General features: G+C 53.2%; 17 protein-coding genes. 6 read left to right on the forward strand and 11 right to left on the reverse strand.

The features are described from left to right. Nucleotides 1-93: 93 nt before the first annotated feature. From VV869_RS02875 to pheS, 7 genes are all read right to left on the reverse strand, one after another. Entirely contained in the window at nt 94-1,881 is a 1,788-nt protein-coding gene (locus tag VV869_RS02875) for a M3 family oligoendopeptidase (protein ID WP_337733492.1), read from the reverse strand. Between the two features lie 158 nt (nt 1,882-2,039). Continuing rightward, the gene (gene btuD / locus VV869_RS02880; RefSeq protein ID WP_337733880.1) at nt 2,040-2,801 is read right to left on the reverse strand and encodes a vitamin B12 ABC transporter ATP-binding protein BtuD; all 762 of its coding nucleotides are present in this window, start codon (nt 2,799-2,801) and stop codon (nt 2,040-2,042) included. Nucleotides 2,802-2,829: 28 nt separating this feature from the next. Then, complete coding sequence (gene btuC / locus VV869_RS02885) at nt 2,830-3,822, reverse strand: vitamin B12 ABC transporter permease BtuC (RefSeq protein ID WP_337733493.1); 993 nt, start codon at nt 3,820-3,822, stop codon at nt 2,830-2,832. A 123-nt stretch (nt 3,823-3,945) separates the two neighbouring features. Next, on the reverse strand, nt 3,946-4,989 hold the full coding sequence (locus VV869_RS02890) for a succinylglutamate desuccinylase (protein WP_337733494.1): 1,044 nt from the start codon (nt 4,987-4,989) through the stop codon (nt 3,946-3,948). A gap of 238 nt (nt 4,990-5,227) precedes the next feature. After that, nucleotides 5,228-5,524 carry an integration host factor subunit alpha gene (ihfA, locus tag VV869_RS02895; RefSeq protein WP_255387773.1) on the reverse strand — a complete coding sequence of 99 codons (297 nt, stop codon included), beginning with the start codon at nt 5,522-5,524 and terminating at the stop codon, nt 5,228-5,230. A 471-nt stretch (nt 5,525-5,995) separates the two neighbouring features. Next, on the reverse strand, nt 5,996-8,383 hold the full coding sequence (gene pheT / locus VV869_RS02900; RefSeq protein WP_337733495.1) for a phenylalanine--tRNA ligase subunit beta: 2,388 nt from the start codon (nt 8,381-8,383) through the stop codon (nt 5,996-5,998). 18 nt (nt 8,384-8,401) lie between these two features. Continuing rightward, nucleotides 8,402-9,385 carry a phenylalanine--tRNA ligase subunit alpha gene (pheS, locus tag VV869_RS02905; RefSeq protein ID WP_337733496.1) on the reverse strand — a complete coding sequence of 328 codons (984 nt, stop codon included), beginning with the start codon at nt 9,383-9,385 and terminating at the stop codon, nt 8,402-8,404. A 289-nt stretch (nt 9,386-9,674) separates the two neighbouring features. On the opposite strand from pheS, the gene VV869_RS02910 reads away from it, so the two are divergent. Beyond that, the gene (locus tag VV869_RS02910) at nt 9,675-11,168 is read left to right on the forward strand and encodes an acyltransferase family protein (RefSeq protein WP_337733497.1); all 1,494 of its coding nucleotides are present in this window, start codon (nt 9,675-9,677) and stop codon (nt 11,166-11,168) included. Between the two features lie 297 nt (nt 11,169-11,465). Here the strand turns inward: VV869_RS02910 and rplT are convergent, their stop codons facing one another. The 4 genes from rplT to thrS form a co-directional block, all read right to left on the reverse strand. Then, the gene (gene rplT / locus VV869_RS02915; protein WP_337733498.1) at nt 11,466-11,819 is read right to left on the reverse strand and encodes a 50S ribosomal protein L20; all 354 of its coding nucleotides are present in this window, start codon (nt 11,817-11,819) and stop codon (nt 11,466-11,468) included. Between the two features lie 41 nt (nt 11,820-11,860). Continuing rightward, nucleotides 11,861-12,055, reverse strand: a complete 195-nt coding sequence (rpmI, locus tag VV869_RS02920) for a 50S ribosomal protein L35 (RefSeq protein ID WP_007469870.1) — start codon at nt 12,053-12,055, stop codon at nt 11,861-11,863. A 97-nt stretch (nt 12,056-12,152) separates the two neighbouring features. Further along, a complete protein-coding gene (gene infC / locus VV869_RS02925) occupies nt 12,153-12,704 on the reverse strand; it encodes a translation initiation factor IF-3 (protein WP_337733881.1) in 552 nt (183 codons plus the stop codon). A gap of 3 nt (nt 12,705-12,707) precedes the next feature. Beyond that, on the reverse strand, nt 12,708-14,639 hold the full coding sequence (thrS, locus tag VV869_RS02930) for a threonine--tRNA ligase (RefSeq protein ID WP_337733499.1): 1,932 nt from the start codon (nt 14,637-14,639) through the stop codon (nt 12,708-12,710). Between the two features lie 333 nt (nt 14,640-14,972). On the opposite strand from thrS, the gene hutC reads away from it, so the two are divergent. From hutC to hutH, 5 genes are all read left to right on the forward strand, one after another. Continuing rightward, the gene (gene hutC, locus VV869_RS02935; protein ID WP_337733500.1) at nt 14,973-15,677 is read left to right on the forward strand and encodes a histidine utilization repressor; all 705 of its coding nucleotides are present in this window, start codon (nt 14,973-14,975) and stop codon (nt 15,675-15,677) included. Between the two features lie 390 nt (nt 15,678-16,067). Further along, complete coding sequence (gene hutI, locus VV869_RS02940; protein ID WP_337733501.1) at nt 16,068-17,303, forward strand: imidazolonepropionase; 1,236 nt, start codon at nt 16,068-16,070, stop codon at nt 17,301-17,303. Further along, nucleotides 17,293-18,318 carry a formimidoylglutamase gene (hutG, locus tag VV869_RS02945; RefSeq protein WP_337733502.1) on the forward strand — a complete coding sequence of 342 codons (1,026 nt, stop codon included), beginning with the start codon at nt 17,293-17,295 and terminating at the stop codon, nt 18,316-18,318. Before hutI ends, hutG begins: the two co-directional genes overlap by 11 nt. Nucleotides 18,319-18,345: 27 nt before the next feature. Further along, a complete protein-coding gene (gene hutU / locus VV869_RS02950; protein ID WP_337733503.1) occupies nt 18,346-20,040 on the forward strand; it encodes a urocanate hydratase in 1,695 nt (564 codons plus the stop codon). A 21-nt stretch (nt 20,041-20,061) separates the two neighbouring features. Further along, nucleotides 20,062-21,594 carry a histidine ammonia-lyase gene (hutH, locus tag VV869_RS02955; protein ID WP_337733504.1) on the forward strand — a complete coding sequence of 511 codons (1,533 nt, stop codon included), beginning with the start codon at nt 20,062-20,064 and terminating at the stop codon, nt 21,592-21,594. The last annotated feature ends 31 nt before the right edge of the window (nt 21,595-21,625 follow it).

The raw sequence follows: 21,625 nt of genomic DNA on the forward strand, positions 1-21,625 counted from the left end.
TGTTCTTACTGACTGAACCAGCGGCTGCAAGTACGAAAAAGCGGTTTATCCGGCCATCGGATAAACCGCTTTGTTGTTTCTCAGGACAGAAGGTTATTTCAAAGTAGCAACCAGACGTTCAAACGCCGCCACTTGTTGCTGCACCATGTCCACGCTTTGCTGCCAGAACGCCGGTTGACGGATGTCCATCCCCAGGTGTTTCTGAACCACGGCTTCGGCCGTCATGGAGCCGGTATCGCGCAGTAAGGCTTTGTAGTCGCTGTAGAACTGTGCCCCTTTCGCTGCCCGCTGTGCATACACGCCTTTACTGAACAGGTAGCCGAACAGGTACGGGTAGTTGTAGAAACTGATCTCCGGAATACTGAAGTGCAGCTTGCTGGCCCAGAACATGTCGTTGGTTTCGTCCATCGCCTCGCCATACCAGTCACGCCAGGTCTTGGCCATCAGTTCTCGCAATTGCAGCGGCGTCAGCTCCCCTTCCTGGCGTTGCTCATAAAAGGCTTTTTCGAATTCATAGCGCACCGGAATGTTAATGATCAATTGCAGTGCCGACTGCGCTTCTTCCCACAACATCTGCAGTTTATCCTGCGTCGTTTTCGCTTTGGCCATCAGCGCATCGCGGACAATATTCTCGGCAAAAATGGATGCCGTCTCAGCCAGCGTCATCGGATATTCGGTGCGGACCAGCGGCATATCCCGCATCACCCAGTTATGGAAGGCATGGCCCAGCTCATGGGCCAGCGTCAGCACATCAGACATACTGCCGCCCCAGGTCATGAACACCAACGGCGAACGGGTATCAGCAAACTTGGTGCAATACGCGCCCAAGCGCTTGCGTGGTTGCGGCGCGGCATCAATGCGCTGGTTTTCCACCATCCAGTCGACAAAATCGGCCATTTCCGGATCAACCCCGACAAACGCTTCGCGGATGATCGCAATCCCCTCGTCAAAGCTGTACGTTTCACTCTCCCCGCCGCCCAAGGCCGGCATCGACGCCAGCTCATCCCAGGGCTTAAGTTTCTCGGTACCAAACAAGGTCGCCATCGCCAGACCGGCTTGCTGTCCGACATCGCGATTGTTCCGTGCCACACTCAGCATGGCATCAAGGGTCTGCTTTTCAATCCGGCTGGTGTGCAGACTTGGATCCAAAAAATGAACCTGCTCGGTATGGCTGCGCTTTTCATATTCGGTCAAACGACCACCGGCCAGAGCGTTCAGGATCGCCGCAAATGACTCCTGGTGCACTGTCATCACCTGCGAGATACCACGCCAGGCAGGCTCCCGACGTTGTGTCTCCGGGCCATACAACAGACTCGCAGCCTGTGACAAACCCACCGTTTCTTCACTGCCGTCGGCAAGTTGCATCGTCACCGACAAACTCCCGGTCAGGTTGTCATACAAACGCCCCCAGGCATTGCGGCCGTCAACATGCATCGCCGACAGCAATTGCTCTTCGCCGACCGACAACATTCTGTTACGCTGTAACCGGCGACGTTCCAACTTAAAGCGAAATGCGTCCAGCCCCTCGCCTTGCAGGAAAGTCTCAAATGCGTTTTCATCCAGGTGAATGATGGATTGCTGATAGGGATTCATCGCCTGCTCAGCCTGCGAATAGAGTCGATCGGCCTGCCCGGCCAGCTTCTTCGCCCCGTCGTGGCTGGCATCCACGGAGGCCAGACAGTTGGCATACGTGGACAGGGTCGACAGGATCACCGCAATGTTGGCATCCGTGATCACAGCCTGCTGCAAGTCTTCCAGCAATGTTGGATCCAGTGCTTCCAAGCGCGTGATCAGCGATTTGATCGTCTGGATATCCTGGGTGATTTTGGGATCAGAAAGATCCTGATAGGCGATGGAGAGATCCCAGCTGGGTGCGTTCATGTTTAACTCCTAGTCAGCCGAACTTCCTGTTTCGGCTTGGTTATCACAGATATGAAACTAAGATTATAACAAATTCGCAGCAGATCGCCTGCCATTCCCGGCCAGATCCCGTTATCATTTTTGCGAGCAGGACCAAAATATCACCCGCTATTTTCGTGCTAGTCGGTAAAAATCAGGCAGGATTGCCCCTGGTGTTCGATGCGCTGGACCCGGGTTGAAAAGACACTTTCTAAACGCTCGACGGTCATCACAGTTTCTGGTTCGCCTTTCGCCACGCAACAGCCATGGTTGAGCAAAATAACTTTATCGGCCTCACGCAAGGTGCGGTTCAGATCATGGTTTGCCATCACCACGGCGATGCCTTTCCCGGCCATCATGCGGATCAGCTGGTACATCGCTGCTTCCTGCCCGATATCCAACGCCGCGGCCGGTTCATCGAGCAGGAGCAATCTGGCTTCAGGGTTTAAGGCCGGCCACACCTGCAAGCAGGCAGCCGCCAGGCGAACCCGCTGCCATTCCCCCCCGGACAGCTGCTGAATGTTACGGTTCAGCTTGTCTGCAATACTGAGCGCAAGACACACCTCATCCAGCGCTTGCTGGACCGCTATCGGATCCAGAGGCCCCAGCGCCGAGAGCGCCAGTGCCAGGTAATGATAGACCCCGACAGAAAAAGCCGGCCTGTCCTGCTGCGCCAGGTAACATCGCACGGTTGCCAGACTCGGCAAGTCATAGTCCGCGAGTGATTGTCCTTGCAGCACAACAGTCCCTTGGGCCGGGACCAGGCCTGACAGCATCGCAATGGCGGTACTCTTGCCACTGCCGTTCGGGCCAATCAGATGCACAATCTCGCCGGCAGCGACGGTAAATGACACCGGCAGCAAACGCGGTGGCATCGCCAGGTTTTTCACATCCAGGAGCAAGCCCTGTGGATTCATCTCGTTCATTGGCTTAGTCCATTTGCGATCGCAGCAGCATCCAGATAAAGACCGGCGCGCCAAGGCTGGTGATCACCACACCGACCGGCAGCTCAGCCGCCGGCAGTAAAACCCGGGCGAAAATATCAGCGACGGCCAGCAGTAAAGCACCGCAGATCGCCGACAGCGGCAAGAGGTATCGGTTTTCGGTCCCGAGTGACAAGCGCAGTAAATGCGGCACGACCAGTCCGATAAAGCCAATCACCCCGGCCAGCGCAACTGCTGCGCCAACCAATAAAGACACCACCAGAATTAACCGCCAGCGAAAGGCCACGACATCCAGCCCCAGTTGCCGGGCCTGATTCTCACCCAACATCAGCAGATCCAGTTTTTGCCCCTGCAGACACAGCCAACCCAGCACTGGGATCACCAGGAACAGCAGGGAGAGCTGAGTCCAGTTTGCGCCGCCAACACTCCCCATCACCCAATACGTCAGCTGCCGCAGGTTCAAATCATCACTGAAGTAAAAGGCCCAGGTCACGACGGCCCCGGAGAGGATCCCCAGTGCCACCCCGATAAGCAGCAAACGCGTCGTCGATACCTTTCGCCGCCGCGACAGACCGACCAGGATCAAGGTAAAACACAAAGCCCCGGCCATGGCCACGGCCATGGTGATCATCGGGTTCGATAATGCCGGAAAGAAAAACAGCAGGATCACCAGCGCCAGGCTGGCACCGCCGGAAATGCCGATCACCCCGGGCTCCGCCAGCGGGTTCCCCAGCAACACCTGAAGCACGGCTCCGGAGACTGCCAGCGAAGCCCCGATGGCCATCGCGGCGAATAACCGTGGCATGCGTAATTGCAGCAGGAACTGTTGCTCAAGCGCCCCTTCCGGTGACCAGGGTAAGATAAAGATTTCGCCCACGGCGAGAGAGAAGAAACCCGCGATGACCAGCGCGACAGCACTCAGTATCAAACTGAACTGCCACCTCGCGCGCTGGCGTAAAATAAGATCATTTAGCTGCATGGGACGAATATGGTAAAAACGGAGCGTTTACAATACCTTCTCGACCCCGGAATGAAAAGCGGCGACCGACAAAGAATGCTGTTTCTTTGTCGGTCGCCGCACGTTACCGATGAGAGCGATGAATTATTCGACAGTCACCTGCTCACGGAAGTTGACCCGGGTTTTCTTCACCAGCAGACAGGCACGCTGGCCGATGGCCACATTCGGATTCGGGAAAACGACCGCTTCTCCGCCCGGTGCCGCGGTGTACTCGACCCCTTCATCACTGCCCAGCAAGGCCCCTTCTTCAAAGTGAGTAAAATTCGCCTGGTCCGCCGGGAACGTAAACTGAAATGCATCGGTATGCTTAGTCAGCGTACGCGTCACTTTATAGACGCTAATCGTTTCGCCGTACCACTCCAGCGGGACATCGTTCTCGGTGACCAACGCCAGCATCGCATTATAAAAACCTTCCAGCAACGTCAGGTCATTCTCGCCAAATCGAGCCACTTTCCCAAGTTCCATCGTCAGCGCCTGGGCCGAGAAATATTCAGCACTGTACCAGCTGAATGTCGGCGAAGCCGAGTTAGACAGGAGCACCGCATCAATTTGGGCGCGTTGCAAAAACGCAAAAAGACGATTGCTGCGAGTCGGGTTATCCGTATACGGACTGACCGCAAAGGTGTAGTGCCTGGAGTCGCGGATGGCACAATGCAGATCTAAGTGCCAGCGATCCGGCTGCGCCTGTGAGGAACCATGATAAAAATCACTGACGGCTTGCTGCAATGCGTTGGCCGTGATGCAGTCGACATTACGCGCGTCATTTTGCGCTTTAAACAACCGGTTCATATTTTCAGTCACAAACCGGGTATGGGCGTTAATCGCTTCCGGGTGAGCAATGATTAACAATAAACGGTGGGCAGGAATAATCTCCCCTTTCAGAATCCCCTCAGCCAGACGCTGGATCAGTTCAACCGGGCTGGTTTCATCACCATGAACCCCTGAGGAGAGCACGATATCTTTTTCTGTCCCATTCAATGCTGACGGTGTGATGTCGAGAACACCGCGCATCGGCATCTTGCACTGAACCCCTGAATCCAGTGCCCATTCCCCGGGCTCAAACGGCGAAGTCAGGTCCAGAGTTGCTTTCAAGAACCGACCTTTTTTCACCTGTTTCAGAAACGCCATCGACAACCTCCGTGTAATTGCTCTTTTGCTTTGCGCTTTAGTAGTGTTTTATCGTTGGGATTCACTGTCTGGTAGCGTTACACAGTGAAAGCGTTGCAAAGTAATATACAAGTTAGCTAAATGATTGTAACGACCGGGCTCTTGCAGAAGATCTCAAAAAAAGAAAAAAGCCCTAAAAAAACGAAACCCAGGTAAGCCTACACACCTTACCTGGGTTCATATTCCGAACTCAAAACTGCTATTTTTCGATTTCGATGCTTTCTACGCGAGCTTTAAGTTTCTGGCCTGGGCGGAAAGTGACAACACGGCGGGCAGAAATTGGAATGTCTTCACCGGTTTTCGGATTTCGTCCTGGTCGCTCATTTTTATCACGCAGGTCGAAATTACCAAATCCAGATAACTTCACTTGCTCACCATGTTCCAGAGCTTTCCTGATCTCTTCAAAAAAGACTTCCACCGTATCCTTGGCGTCCCGTTTGCTTAGTCCCACATTCTCAAACAGGTTCTCAGCCAAATCGGCTTTTGTGAGCGCCATAGATAATTCCCTCAAGACTATGTTGAATGGACCGCAGAGATAGTGTCACGACCTCTGCTACGTATTAGTCGTCAGGCAAGCATCACTCGGCGATGGATCGTCGTACAGTATAATTTCCATAACCGGAGCCCGTCCTTAACTAGTCACAAGTTTAAGCCAACTCGCTGATTTCCGCCAACTTTTTTACGTCAATGAAACGTCAAATTATTGATTTTTCGTCGCAGTAAAAGCCAAATTTCATGCACCTAGTTGTGCTTTCTATTCACTTGTCCCCAAAATAATTTCTGAAAAATCAGGGGACTACCGCATAACACTCTGTGAGTTGCGACAGAACCAGCAAATACCGCTATCTATCAGAATGTTAGACAATTTTGGCTAAAGATCAAAAAAAAGCAGCCATTTCCGGCTGCTTTCATAAAACAATGACTTAAATAGCAAAAATTTGCTTATTCAGGTCAAACCAGTTTGTAATCAATCACGCAGCGATGCCGCAAAGCCTTCAGCCAGTGCTGCAACAATGCTATCAACAGCACCAGAAATATCAGCTTCTTCCAGCGTTCGCTCCGTCGATTGCAACGTCAGCGCAATGGCCAGGCTCTTCTTGCCTTCCTCAACCCCTTTGCCGCGGTAAACGTCAAAGAGATTCACGTCGGTCAGCAATTCACCACCGTGAGCCTGACAAGCCGCGACGATATCGCCCGCAGCAACGTCTTCATTCACAACCACAGCGATATCGCGACGGTTGGCAGGGAACTTAGACAGACCTACAGCTTCCGGGATCACACGAGAATCAATGGCAGCCCACTCCAGCTCAAAGACGATGGTGCGGCCGTTCAGACCGAACTTACGCTCAAGCTCAGGGTGAACCGTCCCGATGATACCCACTTCCTGGCCATCAACAACAATGGCAGCGGTTTGACCCGGATGCAATGCCGGATGCTTCGCCGCTTTGAAGCTGTAGGCTTTCTCGTTCGCTGTCAGCTCCAGAATTGCTTCCAGATCACCTTTCAGATCGAAGAAATCAACCGTGTTGGTTTCAATGTCCCAGTGCTCTTCGCTGCGTGTTCCTGCAATCACACCGGCCAGCATTGGCTCCTGGCGCATGCCGTTTTCAGCAGTGTCACACGGAATGAAACGCAAGCCGTGCTCGAACAGGCGAACGCGTGGCTGCTGGCGCTTCTGGTTATGAACCACAGTGTTCAGCAGACCCTGGATCAGGCCCAGGCGCATAGCAGACATATCAGCAGAGATCGGGTTTGGCAGCACCAATGGTGCAACATCCGGTACGATCAGCTTCTGCTGCTCTGGCTCAACGAAGCTGTAAGTGATCGCTTCATGGTAGCCACGGTCAACCAGCAAATGACGAACACGTTTCAGCGGCAAATTCGCTTCTTTGTGGTCGTTCATTTTCAATGCGGCAGCCGGCGACTGATTCGGAATATTGTTGTAACCGTAAATACGGCCTACTTCTTCGATCAGATCCTGCTCAATGGCAATGTCGAAACGCCAGGTCGGCGCAGTCGCCGTCCAGCCTTCAGCCGTTGTTGAAACAGCCATACCCAGACGCTCTAGGATCTCAACCACATCGGCATCAGCGATGTGATGACCCAGCAGGTTGTCCAGTTTCTCACGACGCAGGGCAACAATGTTCGGTTTCGGCAAATCGGCTTCAGATTCAACCGCAACCACAGGTGCGACTTCACCACCGCAGATTTCAACGATCAGCTGCGTCGCACGCTCCATGGCGCTTGCCTGCAGTGCGTAATCCACGCCACGCTCGAAACGCATTGAAGAATCCGTGTGCAGACCGTAGCTACGCGCACGCCCACGGATGTGATCCGGCGCGAAGAACGCACACTCCAGCAGGATGTCTTTGGTGTATGACATCACACCTGACAGTTCGCCACCAAAGATGCCGGCAATTGCCAGCGCTTTGTTGTGGTCAGCAACAACCAGCGTGTCTGCATTCAGCACCGCTTCAGAGCCGTCCAGCAGCGTCAGCTTCTCATCTTGCTCCGCCATACGAACCACGATACCGCCTTCGATCTTGTCCAGATCAAATGCATGCATCGGCTGGCCCTGCTCAAGCAGAATAAAGTTGGTGATATCTACAACCGGATCAATCGAACGGATACCGCAACGACGCAGTTTTTCCTGCATCCACAGCGGTGTTTTTGCAGCAACGTTCACATTCTTGATCACACGACCCAGGTAGCGTGGACAAGCCGCAGGCGCTTTCACTTCGATAGAAACCGTGTCGTCGATCGATGGCGCAACGGCGTCAACGGCCGGTGCAGTGACGTCAGCACGGTTCAGAACGCCGACTTCACGCGCCATACCACGAATGCTGAAACAGTCCGCACGGTTCGCCGTCAGATCAACGTCAACGGTCACATCATCCAGGCCCAGGAATTCACGGAAATCGGTACCGATCACGGCATTTTCCGCCAGCTCCATGATGCCGTCAGAGTCTACGTCGATCCCCAGTTCGGTGAAAGAACACAGCATACCGTGAGAAGGCTGGCCACGCAGCTTGGCTTTCTTGATTTTGAAATCACCCGGCAGAACCGCGCCCACGGTCGCCACAGCGACTTTCAGGCCCAGGCGACAGTTCGACGCACCACAGACGATGTCCAGCAGCTCAGCTTCACCCACGTCAACTTTTGTCACGCGCAGCTTGTCCGCATCCGGGTGCTGACCGCATTCGACAACCTGGCCCACTTTCACGCCAGTGAAGGTGCCCGCAACCGGCAGGACGTCGTCGACCTCCAGACCGGCCATTGTAATTTGGTGCGTAAGCTCGTCAGTTGTCACAGAAGGGCTTACCCACTCACGAAGCCATGATTCGCTAAATTTCATAGTGTTTAAACCTCTGGATTACTTGAACTGTTTTAGGAAACGAAGATCGTTCTCGAAGAATGCGCGCAGATCGTTTACGCCGTAACGCAACATCGTCAGACGCTCTACACCCATACCGAACGCAAAACCAGAGTATTTTTCAGGATCGATCCCAACGCTACGCAGCACGTTCGGGTGAACCATACCGCAGCCCAGAACCTCAAGCCACTTGCCGTTCTTCCCTTTCACGTCAACTTCCGCAGAAGGCTCTGTAAACGGGAAGTACGATGGGCGGAAACGCACTTCCACTTCTTCTTCGAAGAAGTTACACAGGAAGTCATGCAGAATGCCTTTCAGCTGGGCAAAGTTGACGTTTTCATCAACCAGCATCCCTTCCACCTGGTGGAACATTGGCGTGTGCGTCTGGTCGTAGTCGTTACGATACACACGGCCCGGAGCAATAAAGCGGAATGGCGGCTTGCCGTTTTCCATGGTCCGGATCTGAACGCCTGAAGTATGCGTACGAAGCATCAGATCAGGGTTGAAGAAGAAGGTGTCGTGATCCGTACGCGCCGGGTGATCGGCTGCAATGTTCAACGCGTCAAAGTTGTGGAAAGCATCTTCGATTTCAGGACCAGACTCAACATTGAAGCCCAGCTCACCAAAGAAGGTTTCAATACGCTCTACGGTACGTGTCACCGGATGCAGACCACCGTTCTCAATGCGACGACCCGGCAGGCTCACATCAATGGTTTCTGCCGCCAGCTTCGCTTCCAGCTCGGCACGTTGCAGCGCATCTTTACGCGCGGCAATACCCTGCTGAACCACCTGCTTGGCTTTGTTGATTTCTTGGCCCGCTTCGCGGCGCTCTTCCGGCGGAAGTTTACCTAAACTTTGGAGTTGCAGGGTCAGTTCACCCTTTTTGCCCAGATACTGGACACGGACTTCGTCCAGAGCGACTAATGATTCAGCCTGCTCTATAGCTGCCGTTGCGTTGGCAATAATCTCGTCTAGATGTAGCATCGTTTCCTCATCCACCTACAAGTGGCGTCCTTTAGGGAGATATAAATTCGCGTAACGATACATACTAAAGAAACATGCGTCTAAATCCAAACTGAAATGCCATAAAAAGAGGGAATTGAGCAAAATTAACCCCGCCAAGCGACGAAGTCTTCAGGCACGAATCAGCCACCTCTCGAGCGACACACCAAATCGACTTATAAAACCAAGGAAACAGTTGAATAAGTTGCAAAAACAGTGAAGGATCCGCACTGATATGCACCTGCGCTCAATCATTGATTCGGAGACACAAATGCCAAGGATCTATGCATTCGACACGTTTAAATTTTTCGCCATCATTGCGGTGTTTGTGATTCATTATATGAGTTTCTACGGATACGGCGGCGAAGATCAAAACGGAATTTATCTCAGCCTGAATATACTGGCGCGATTTGCGGTGCCTTTCTTTTTAGTGGTAGCCGGCTACCTGTACTTTTTTCAGAGTCAGAAAGACAGCTGGGGCTATACTTGGCGCTATGTGAGCAAACTTGCCCGGATGTACCTCACCTGGACGCTGCTGTACCTGCTCGTCGACGGGCTTGGGTATCAAAACTGGCAACCTTTTTCCTGGCTGCAGGCGCTTTACCACGGCACCCTAGGATTCGAGATCATGTGGTTTATGACCGCGCTGATCATCGCCACCGTCCTGCTCTGCCTGGCACAGCATTTTCAGCGGACCATGCACCTGTTCCTGCTCGCTGGTGTCCTGCATGTCATCGGTCTGAGCGGACAGTCATACCAAGCCCTGATTCCGTTTGAGATTTTCAACCCGGAAACCCACACGTTTTTTGTGAACTCAAGGGATCCATTGTTTTTTGGCTTATTTTATCTGTGCTTGGGCTATCAGCTCGCCCGTAGCAACGCTATCCAATTATTCATGCGTGCCCCCTGGCCGGTGTATTTGCTTGCCACCCTTCTGTTTTCAGCGCTGGCGGTGGCAGAAGGGCTCTGGCTGATTTGGGGACACGACAGTTTCGCCGCTGACTATTACCTCATGACGCTTCCAGTCACACTCGCGATCACCGCCCTGGCCCTGACGCTGCCGTCGGTAAAATCACCGTCCCTCCTGGCTAAACTCGGAACCCACAGTGGCGAAATTTACCTCAACCATGGCGTACTCAATACGCTGGTCATGTCGCTCTTTTGGTATATGGGGGCCTACAGCGATCCCGCAATCGCCACATTCATTTTTGATAACCTGCCGCTGCAACTGTTGCTGGTTCCTGTGGCGCTGGGCTTAAACTTATTCCTTTACTTCGCCATCCGGCGTGTTTTTCACGGGCTGTTTGGCCGCCACTGGCTCGGCCAATGGCGCGAGTCTGCCATGGTCCTTTGTGCCTACTGGCTCCTGTTCCTCCTGATGGGCGATAATCAGGGAGGACTCCGGTTCGATATTCAGGATCCGCTCACCATCCTACTGGCCGTTATCGGCAGTCTGGTGACCTACCTGGTTTTCATCTGGCTGTTAATGCCGGCATCAAGCCGCAATGGCATTGATCTACGCCGCCATGTCCTGATCCCGATGCTGACTGCTGCCTATTGGCTAATGCTGGATTGGTGCGACGTGATCGACAGGCTCCTGGCACTGTTTCAGTACGATGCCTCCCCCGCGGTGCAACTGCTGACCAGCCCTTTACTCCTTTTCAGCCTGCTGACCGTGGTTTCTGTTGCTGTGGTCCTGGGCCTGCAAAAATGGGCTTACCAACATGGAACCGATCGTCAGCCTGCGCCGTCCTATGAATCCTAACCCGCCATATTACGACGCGATGCATGGGCTATGTGCTATGTGCTATGTGCTATGTACGGAGGCGACCTTGAGACGTCAAAGCGTGAAAACGTTAGAGCACTGAAATATTGAGGCGTAGAGGCGAATCAGTGGAGCGAATAGACCGATCAGACATAGCGAGAAAGGCCAGTGCTGAGAATGGGTGGCTCTTGCTTTTCAGCGGGAAAGTCTAGGACAAAAAGTCAGGCAGGAATACAGAAGACGGATAGGAAAAAAGGAGAGCCGAAGCTCTCCTTTTCCCATCAAACTGGACTGAAATTACAGTGCAGCTTTTGCTTTTTCAACTAGAACTGAAAAAGTTGCTTTGTCGAATACAGCGATGTCAGCCAGGATCTTACGATCGATCTCGATAGATGCTTTCTTCAGACCATTAATCAGACGGCTGTAAGACATACCGTTTTGACGAGCAGCAGCGTTGATACGTGCAATCCACAGTTGACGGAAAGTACGTTTCTTGTTGCGACGGTCACGGTAAGCATACTGACCAGCTTTAGTAACTGCTTGGAAAGCTACACGATATACACGTGAACGTGCACCGTAGTAACCTTTAGCTTGTTTAAGAACTTTCTTGTGACGTGCACGTGCTTGTACACCACGTTTTACGCGAGGCATAGGAGACTCCTAACTAAAATTAAATATAAAACTAAAAACGATTAAGCGAACGGAAGCATACGTGCAACAGCTGCCACTTCACATGCTGGAAGGATAGCGTTTGGACGAAGCTGACGTTTGTTCTTAGTAGTACGTTTAGTCAGGATGTGACGCTTAGTTGCGTGCTTAAACTTAAAGCCACCAGCAGTTTTCTTGAAACGCTTAGCAGCACCTTTGTTGGATTTCATCTTAGGCATGATGAGACTCCGCATTGTTGATAGTTAATAACATAGTAATCAGGCGAACAAAAAGCGCTGCGGTGAAGCAGCGCTTTTGCTACTTGTAATGCCGTAATTACTTCTTCTTCGGGGCAAGCATCATCGTCATTTGACGACCTTCAACTCGGCTCGGGAAGCTCTCTACAACCGCTAGGTCGGCTAGCTCATCCTTAATACGATTCAGAAGATCGATACCCAGACTCTGGTGGGCCATTTCACGACCGCGGAAACGCAGTGTGACTTTACCCTTGTTGCCCTCTTCTAAAAAGCGAGTCAGGTTGCGCAGTTTTACCTGATAATCGCCTTCGTCTGTACCAGGACGGAATTTAACTTCCTTCACCTGGATTTGTTTCTGCTTTTTCTTTTGCTCTTTAGCAGCCTTGCTCTTTTCGAACAGGTACTTGCCATAGTCCATCACACGACAGACTGGTGGCTCGGCATTAGGGCTGATTTCAACTAGATCAACACCAGCTTCATGAGCAGTATTAATTGCTTCTTCAATAGAAACAACGCCAATTGACTCCCCATCAATACCAGTCAAGCGAACTTCACGTACGCCACGGATCTCGCCGTTCAGACGATGCTGATTTTGTTTAACCGGTGCTTGGGTTTTTTTTCCGCCTTTAATACCTTATTCCTCCACAATATTGAGCTTGCGACTGCTAATTTCTTCCTGCATAAATGCAACAAGATCATCAATCTTAAATTTACCCAAATCTTTACCCTTGCGAGTACGTACCGCAATCTCGCCTGCTTCGACCTCTTTGTCACCGCAAACCAGCATGTATGGTACTCGCTTCAAAGTATGTTCGCGAATTTTAAAGCCAATCTTCTCATTTCTCAAGTCCGCAATGGCTCTAATTCCACTTTTTTGCAGTTTTGCTACAACTTCCTGGACATATTCTGACTGACTATCGGTGATATTCATCACAACAGCCTGTTGCGGCGCCAACCAAGTTGGGAAGAAGCCAGCATACTCTTCAATCAAAATGCCGATAAAGCGCTCCAGCGAGCCCAGAATTGCACGGTGAATCATGACCGGCGTATGACGCTCATTGTCTTCACCAACATATGTCGCGCCCAAACGCTCAGGCAGGGCAAAGTCCAGCTGCACTGTACCACACTGCCAGGCACGATCCAGACAGTCATGCAGGGTAAACTCGATCTTCGGTCCGTAGAATGCACCCTCACCTTCTTGAATTTCGTATGGCAGTGCCATCGATTCCAAGGCCAGTTTCAGGTCCGACTCCGCTTTATCCCACATTTCATCTGAACCAACACGCTTTTCAGGACGCGTTGATAGTTTCACAACGATGTTGTCGAAACCAAATGTCTGGTAGGTATCATAAACCATTTTAATGCAAGAAGTAACTTCTTGTTGCACTTGGCTTTCCGTACAGAAGATATGCGCATCGTCCTGGGTAAAACCACGAACACGCATGATCCCGTGCAGCGCGCCGGATGGTTCGTTCCGGTGACATGAACCGAACTCGGCCATGCGCAGCGGCAGATCACGGTAAGATTTCAGACCCTGGTTGAAGATCTGAACGTGACCCGGACAGTTCATCGGCTTAATCGCATATTCACGGTTCTCAGAAGAGGTGGTGAACATGGCTTCAGCGTATTTGTCCCAGTGACCTGAACGTTCCCACAGCACGCGGTCCATCATCAGCGGACCTTTCACTTCCTGGTAGTCATACTCAGTCAGTTTTTCACGCACGAACACTTCCAGCTCACGGAAAATAGTCCAGCCGTTGTGGTGCCAGAACACCATACCCGGTGCTTCTTGCTGCATGTGGAACAGATCCAACTGCTTACCAATCTTACGGTGGTCACGCTTTGCAGCTTCTTCCAGACGAACCAGATGCGCTTTCAGCGCTTTCTTGTCGTGGAAAGCCGTACCGTAAATACGCTGCAGCATCTTGTTGTCGCTGTTACCACGCCAATAGGCACCGGCAACGTTCAGCAGCGTAAAGTTCTGGCAGAAGCCCATGTGCGGCACGTGTGGACCACGACACATGTCGACGTATTCTTCATGATGGTACAGACCCGGACGATCGTCGCGAGAAACATTCTCATCAAGAATTTCCATCTTGTACGGTTCGCCGCGTGATTCAAATGTATCACGTGCTTCCTGCCAGCTGACCTTTTTCTTTACCACTTGGTATTTGGTCTTCGCCAGCTCTTTCATCCGCGCTTCGATCTTTTCCAGATCTTCTTGCGTCAGTGACTCATCCAGATCGATATCGTAGTAGAAGCCGTTATCGATGGTTGGACCGATCGCCATTTTCGCTTGTGGGTAAAGCTGCTTCAGGGCGTGGCCCAGCAGGTGCGCACAGGAGTGACGAACGATTTCAAGGCCGTCGACTTCATCTTTTACGGTGATGATTTCTAGGCTCGCGTCGGCTTCAATCGGATCACACGCATCCACGCGTTGACCGTTGACACGACCGGCAATGGTGGCTTTCGCCAGACCCGGACCAATCGATTCCGCAACTTCCATGGTTGAAACTGGGTTGTCAAAGTGACGCTGACTGCCGTCAGGAAGAGTAATTACAGGCATGTATATATCCCTTAACAGTGGTCTTGCACACCAAGCAAGACATGTTGAATTTAAACGTAAAAGCTTTGAGAAGCTTAAAGTGAGAGTCGCTTTTGTGCCGATACCGCAATACTGAGCAGCCCGATACACAAACGCAAAGTGGGACTATAGCAAACGCAGGGAAGAAAATGCAAAGTCAGACTGCATCAACTCGCGGAAATCGTACATTTTCCCGCCATCACACCCCACAGTGGACTGATTTCTCTTGCATCCCCCCTGAATTCTACGCGGGTAAACTTGAAATCGGACGGAAAAATTGCTTTCATTTGTATAGGCAATTATGGAATCACAGCAATGGCTCAGTCCCCGCGATACTTACAAATCAAGCAATATCTCCATGACAAAATCCGGTCCCGCGCCTGGCCGCCGGGCCATCGGATCCCCACCGAAATCGAACTGTCGGAGCAATTTTCCGTCAGCCGCATGACGGCCAACAAGGCCGTTCGCGATTTGGTAAAAGACGGCATGTTGGAACGGACACCACGATTGGGGACATTTGTTTGTCAGAAGAAAGCCGAATCGCCATTGATGGAGATCCGAAATATCGCGGCAGAAGTCAAAAACCGCGGTCACAGCTATACCAGCCAGGTGATCAGCCAAACCACCGTGAAAGCCAGTGATGATATTGCCTTGCAACTGGGGGTCAGGCACGGCACCGATGTTTATTTTACCCAGATCGTCCATTACGAAAACGACAGCCCAATCCAACTTGAAGAGCGCTGGGTCAATCCGGACTATGCCCCGAGCTATATCGATCAGGACTTTACCCGCCAGACGCCGAACGAGTATCTGGTGCAGGCATGCCCGCTCAGTGATATCGAACATACGGTTGAAGCGATTTTACCGGCCAAACGCATTGCTGATTTACTAAAAATTCGCACCGGCTCGCCTTGTTTGCTCCTCAATCGCCGGACCTGGAGTAATAAGAACCTGATCAGCACAGCCCTGCTCTACCATCCGGGTGACAAATACAAACTCAGCTCCCGCAGCAAAGTTTAATCTCCCCTTCTTTTCTCTATACCAGACAGGGGCCGTCAACCGGTCCCTGCTTTGTCATCTGAGATGCCATCTCATTATTTGCCATCTCATTATTTGCCATCTCATTATTTGCCATCTCATTATTTGCCATCTCATTATTTGCCAGCCAGCCCCGCCACAGAAGGGCCAAAGCCATAAAATGACCATGACTGTCTGGTCATGATTATCATCTATACATTTATAAAATCAGCGGTTCAACATGGATTCATTCGAGCACTGATCCTGCCCAATTGTTAAAATTATCGATTTAGTGCCATTTCGATCACATTTTATTTACACAATCTCTTGTGTTCAGGCTCAACTTTGACTAATAATTTGTATATACATAAACGACACGCAAATTAGGTTCCCATGGATCGCGTACTGACAAATCTCAAAATGGTAACGATGCAACCGGAAAACGGCTATCAGATCATCGATAACGCCATGATCGGTATCCAGGACGGTAAAATTCAATTCGTCGGTCATGCCGATGAACATCCGGACTGTCATGGTCACCCGCAGGTGATCGATTGTCAGGGCGCACTGGTTACACCGGGGTTCATCGACAGCCACACCCACTTGGTATTTGCCGGTAATCGTGCCAATGAGTTTGAGCAGCGTTTGAACGGTGTACCTTACGAAACCATCGCCAAAGCCGGTGGTGGGATTCTGGCCACGGTCAATGCAACACGCGAAGCGTCAGAAGACGAATTGTATGCACTGGCTATGGCGCGATTGCAGGGGCTGAAGAATGACGGCGTCACCACGGTTGAGATCAAGTCCGGTTATGGCCTGACGCTGGAAAGCGAAATGAAGATGCTGCGCGTCGCTCGCCGGATCGGTCAGGCGTCGGACATCAAAGTTTCCACAACCCTATTGGCCGCCCACGCCTTGCCGCCTGAATTCAAAGATGATGCGGATGGCTATATCGATCTGGTCTGCAATGAGATGATTCCTGTTGCTGCCAAAGAGCAGCTGGCAGATGCAGTCGATGTATTCTGTGAAGGCATCGGTTTCTCAACGCAGCAGTGTGAACGCGTATTTGAAGCAGCCAAACAGCATGGTTTAGCCATTAAAGGCCACACCGAGCAACTGTCCAACCTTGGCGGCAGCGCAATGGCAGCTCGTCTGGGCGCGTTATCGGTCGACCATATTGAATACCTTGATGAACCCGGAGTGAAAGCTTTGGCTGAGCACGGTACGGTTGCGACGCTGCTTCCGGGCGCCTTTTACTTTCTGCGCGAGACCCAGCAACCGCCGATTGAAACCTTGCGCCAACACCAGGTGCCGATGGCTTTAGCCACGGATTTCAATCCGGGAACCTCTCCGATTGCCTCGCTGCGAACCATGATGAATATGGGCTGTACCCTGTTCCGCCTGACGCCGGAAGAATGTCTGCGCGGCGTCACCTGCCACGCAGCAAAAGCGCTGGGGTTACAGGAGCAACGCGGACAAATCAAACCCGGTATGGCAGCCGACCTTGCCCTGTGGCAAGTCTCGACGCCTGCCGAGCTATCTTATCGCCTCGGTGTTCCGGACTTGATGGCACGTGTCGTCGACGGACATCTGTTTCCAGCGAATGGAGCGTTCAACCATGCCAATTGATATGAGTGCCTGGACAGGCCGTACTGATCCGGAAGACGGTGAACTGGGATTGCGCTGGCACCAGGTGGTCCAGCCAGCCGATAAAGTCAACGACGAAGGCATCATGCTGCTGGGATTCGCCTGTGATGAAGGCGTCGCCCGAAACAAAGGCCGCACCGGTGCTTACCAGGCCCCGCAAGCTATCCGTAAAGCCCTGGCCAATCTGGCCTGGCACCATGAAGAGCCGGTCTATGACGGCGGCGATATCAGCTGTAACGACGGTAACCTGGAGCTGGCTCAGCATCGGCTGGGCGAAGATGTCTGCCGGGCACTGCGCCAACGCCATAAAGTGATCGTCTTCGGCGGCGGCCATGAAGTGGCTTGGGGGACCTTCCAGGGGATCGGCAACTACCTGCTGCAAAAACAACATGCAGCGGTGTCGGATCACTCGGACGCCGACGCCCAGTCGTCTCATCCGGCACCCAGCATCGGTATTATCAACTTCGACGCTCATTTCGATTTGCGGAACCCGCCTGCCGGGCAGCAATCCAACATGGGCAGCTCCGGCACGCCGTTTCATCAGGCAGCCCGCTTCTGTCAGTTGCAAAACTGGCCGTTCCGCTATGCCTGCCTGGGCCTGAGCCGAACCAGTAATACTCAGGCACTGTATGAGAAAGCGGATCGATTGGGCGTGCTTTACAAAGATGATACGGAGCTGACGCATCAGCACCTGGAGCAAACCCTGAATGAATTACAAACGTTTATCGATCAGTGTGATCACCTCTATCTGACCATTGATCTGGACGTATTTCCCGCCGCTGTCGCCCCCGGGGTCAGTGCCCCGGCTGCGCGCGGCGTACCATTCGATGTCGTTGAGCAGTTACTCGCGCCCATTTTGGCAGCGAAAAATCCAGCCGGTGAATCCAAAATTCTGGTCGCCGACCTGGCCGAGTACAACCCGCGTTTCGACATTGATAACCACACAGCACGGCTGGCCGCACGGTTAGCCTGGACAATCGCCCGTGCCATCCGATAACAACACAGGCACAGCAAGGAGAGCCAAATGACACAATCTACGACGCAACAGAATCCACGTTTAGATGAAACACGGACCATCAAAGCACCGACCGGGACTCAGCTCAATGCCAAATCCTGGTTGACAGAAGCGCCACTGCGGATGCTGATGAACAACCTACACCCGGATGTCGCGGAGCACCCGCACGCGCTGGTGGTTTACGGCGGGATTGGTCGTGCTGCACGGAACTGGGAATGCTACGACAAGATTGTAGAAGTGCTGAAACGCCTGGAAGAAGACGAGACGCTGATGGTTCAGTCCGGAAAGCCGGTCGGCGTCTTTAAGACTCACGCCAATGCGCCGCGCGTCCTGATCGCCAACTCCAACCTGGTCCCGCACTGGGCCAACTGGGAGCACTTTAACGAGCTGGATAAGAAAGGCCTGATGATGTACGGCCAGATGACTGCCGGGAGCTGGATCTACATCGGCTCACAGGGCATCGTTCAGGGCACTTACGAAACCTTCGTGGCAATGGCGAAAACACACTTTAACGGTGATGCATCCGGCCGCTGGATCCTGACTGGTGGTTTGGGTGGCATGGGCGGCGCTCAACCCCTGGCGGCAACCATGGCCGGCTTCTCGATGATTGCGGTCGAGTGTGATGAAAGCCGTATCGATTACCGTCTGCGTACCGGCTATGTCGATTGTAAAGCCACCACGCTGGATGAAGCGCTGGCGATTGTTGCAGAAGCTAAACAAACCGGCAAACCGGTCTCCGTCGGCCTGCTGGGCAACGCCGCCGATATCTATCCGGAAATTGTTCGCCGCGGCATTGTCCCGGACGGCACGACGGATCAAACCTCGGCCCACGATCCGCTGAACGGCTACCTGCCACAAGGCTGGAGCATGGAATACGCGGCTGAAATGCGTCTGCAAGACGAAGCAGCAGTGGTGAAAGCGGCAAAAGCTTCTATGGCCGTTCAGGTTCAGGCGATGCTGGATCTGCAAAAAGCCGGCTCGGCGACTGTAGACTACGGCAACAACATCCGCCAGATGGCACTGGAAGAAGGCGTTGAGAACGCATTCGATTTCCCAGGTTTCGTTCCGGCGTATATCCGCCCACTGTTCTGTGAAGGTGTCGGTCCGTTCCGTTGGGCAGCTCTGTCCGGCGATCCGGAAGATATCTACAAAACCGATCAGAAAGTGAAAGAGCTGATTCCGGACAACCCGCATCTGCACAACTGGCTGGACATGGCGCGCGAGCGTATTCAGTTCCAGGGCTTGCCGGCACGTATCTGCTGGGTGGGTCTGAAAGACCGTGCCCGCCTGGGGAAAGCCTTCAACGAAATGGTGAAAAATGGTGAGCTGAAAGCACCGATTGTCATCGGTCGTGACCACCTGGACTCTGGCTCTGTTGCCAGCCCGAACCGTGAAACCGAAGGTATGATGGACGGCTCAGATGCTGTGTCTGACTGGCCGCTGCTGAACGCCCTGCTGAATACGGCATCCGGTGCCACCTGGGTATCGCTGCACCACGGCGGCGGTGTCGGTATGGGCTTCTCACAACACTCAGGTATGGTTGTTGTGTGTGACGGCTCCGACGAAGCGGGTGAGCGTGTCGGCCGCGTGCTGCGTAACGACCCGGCCACAGGCGTCATGCGTCACGCCGATGCCGGTTACGAAATTGCCATTAACTGTGCCAAAGAGCAGGGTCTGGACCTGCCAATGATCACTACCAAATAACGATTGCGAAAAGGACGTTGTATGTACCATTTAGAAATCAATCCGGGTCAACTGTCACTGAAACAACTGCGTGAAGTCAACCGCCAGCGGGTTTCACTGTCTCTCCATGACTCTGCGCTGGAAGGCATGCTGGCCAGTACCGCCGCTGTTGAACGGATCATTGCTGAAGATCGTGTCGTTTACGGGATCAACACCGGGTTTGGCCTGCTGGCCAACACCCGCATCGCCGTCGAGGATCTGGAAACCCTGCAGCGCAGTATTGTCCTTTCCCATGCCGCCGGGATTGGCGAGTTCATGGACGACGCGACCGTGCGCCTGATGATGGTGCTGAAAATTAACAGCCTGTCTCGCGGCTTCTCGGGCATCCGTCCGTTGGTGGTCAATGCCCTGATGCAGCTGGTCAATGCCGAAGTCTACCCGTGTATTCCGAAGAAAGGCTCCGTCGGTGCGTCCGGCGACCTGGCACCGCTGGCGCACATGAGCACCGTGCTGCTGGGCGAAGGTCAGGCCCGTCACAAGGGTGAAATCCTGAGTGGTGCTGAGGCGCTGAAAATTGCCGGCCTGGAGCCTATCACCCTGGCACCAAAAGAAGGTCTGGCGTTGCTGAACGGCACCCAGGCATCCACAGCGTTTGCTCTGGAAGGTCTGTTTGCAGCGGAAGATCTGTACGCGGCCGGGACCGTGTGCGGCTCCATGTCTGTCGATGCCGCGCTGGGCAGCCGTCGTCCGTTTGATCCGCGCATCCATCGTGTTCGCGGCCATCGCTGCCAGATTGATGCTGCCACAGCGTATCGTCACATGCTGGATAAAGACAGTGAGATCGGTCTTTCCCACCAGCAGTGTGAAAAAGTACAGGATCCATACTCCCTGCGCTGTCAGCCGCAAGTCATGGGCGCCTGTTTGCAGCAGATCCGCCACGCCGCAGACATTCTGGAAGTCGAAGCCAATTCAGTGTCCGATAACCCACTGGTGTTTGCGGAAGATGACGACATCATTTCCGGCGGGAACTTCCACGCCGAGCCGGTCGCCATGGCCGCCGACAACCTGGCGCTGGCGATTGCTGAAATCGGCAGCCTGTCAGAGCGTCGCATGGCCCTGCTGATCGACAGCGCGCTGAGCAAACTGCCGCCATTCCTGGTTGATAACGGTGGCGTGAACTCCGGCTTCATGATTGCGCAGGTCACCGCTGCAGCGCTGGCCAGTGAAAACAAAACCCTGGCACACCCGGCTTCCGTCGACAGCCTGCCAACCTCGGCAAACCAGGAAGACCATGTGTCGATGGCGACTTTCGCCGGTCGCCGCCTGGCAGACATGGCTGAGAATACCCGCGGGATCCTGGCGGTTGAACTGCTGGCCGCGGCGCAGGGTCTCGATTTCCGTAGCCCGAACAAGAGTTCGGCGCGGATTGAAACGGCCAAAGCTCAGCTGCGTGAACGTGTCAGCTTCTACGATAAGGACCGCTATTTTGCGCCGGACATCGAAAAAGCCAACCAATTGCTGCTGGAAGCAAGCTTCAACGCCCTGATGCCGGCAACGCTTCTGCCAAGCCTGTAAGCAGCCCTATCACCCATCCCTCACTCAAAGC

Origin of the sequence: Photobacterium sp. MCCC 1A19761 (genome assembly GCF_037389125.1) — a bacterium.
Lineage (GTDB): Bacteria > Pseudomonadota > Gammaproteobacteria > Enterobacterales > Vibrionaceae > Photobacterium.

Coding starts and splice junctions, on each gene's coding strand:
- VV869_RS02875 (WP_337733492.1), bottom strand. CDS start 1,881: ATGAACGCACCCAGCTGGGATCTCTCCATCGCCTATCAGGATCTTTCT.
- btuC (WP_337733493.1), bottom strand. CDS start 3,822: ATGCAGCTAAATGATCTTATTTTACGCCAGCGCGCGAGGTGGCAGTTC.
- VV869_RS02890 (WP_337733494.1), bottom strand. CDS start 4,989: ATGGCGTTTCTGAAACAGGTGAAAAAAGGTCGGTTCTTGAAAGCAACT.
- ihfA (WP_255387773.1), bottom strand. CDS start 5,524: ATGGCGCTCACAAAAGCCGATTTGGCTGAGAACCTGTTTGAGAATGTG.
- pheT (WP_337733495.1), bottom strand. CDS start 8,383: ATGAAATTTAGCGAATCATGGCTTCGTGAGTGGGTAAGCCCTTCTGTG.
- pheS (WP_337733496.1), bottom strand. CDS start 9,385: ATGCTACATCTAGACGAGATTATTGCCAACGCAACGGCAGCTATAGAG.
- VV869_RS02910 (WP_337733497.1), top strand. CDS start 9,675: ATGCCAAGGATCTATGCATTCGACACGTTTAAATTTTTCGCCATCATT.
- rplT (WP_337733498.1), bottom strand. CDS start 11,819: ATGCCTCGCGTAAAACGTGGTGTACAAGCACGTGCACGTCACAAGAAA.
- rpmI (WP_007469870.1), bottom strand. CDS start 12,055: ATGCCTAAGATGAAATCCAACAAAGGTGCTGCTAAGCGTTTCAAGAAA.
- thrS (WP_337733499.1), bottom strand. CDS start 14,639: ATGCCTGTAATTACTCTTCCTGACGGCAGTCAGCGTCACTTTGACAAC.
- hutC (WP_337733500.1), top strand. CDS start 14,973: ATGGCTCAGTCCCCGCGATACTTACAAATCAAGCAATATCTCCATGAC.
- hutI (WP_337733501.1), top strand. CDS start 16,068: ATGGATCGCGTACTGACAAATCTCAAAATGGTAACGATGCAACCGGAA.
- hutG (WP_337733502.1), top strand. CDS start 17,293: ATGCCAATTGATATGAGTGCCTGGACAGGCCGTACTGATCCGGAAGAC.
- hutU (WP_337733503.1), top strand. CDS start 18,346: ATGACACAATCTACGACGCAACAGAATCCACGTTTAGATGAAACACGG.
- hutH (WP_337733504.1), top strand. CDS start 20,062: ATGTACCATTTAGAAATCAATCCGGGTCAACTGTCACTGAAACAACTG.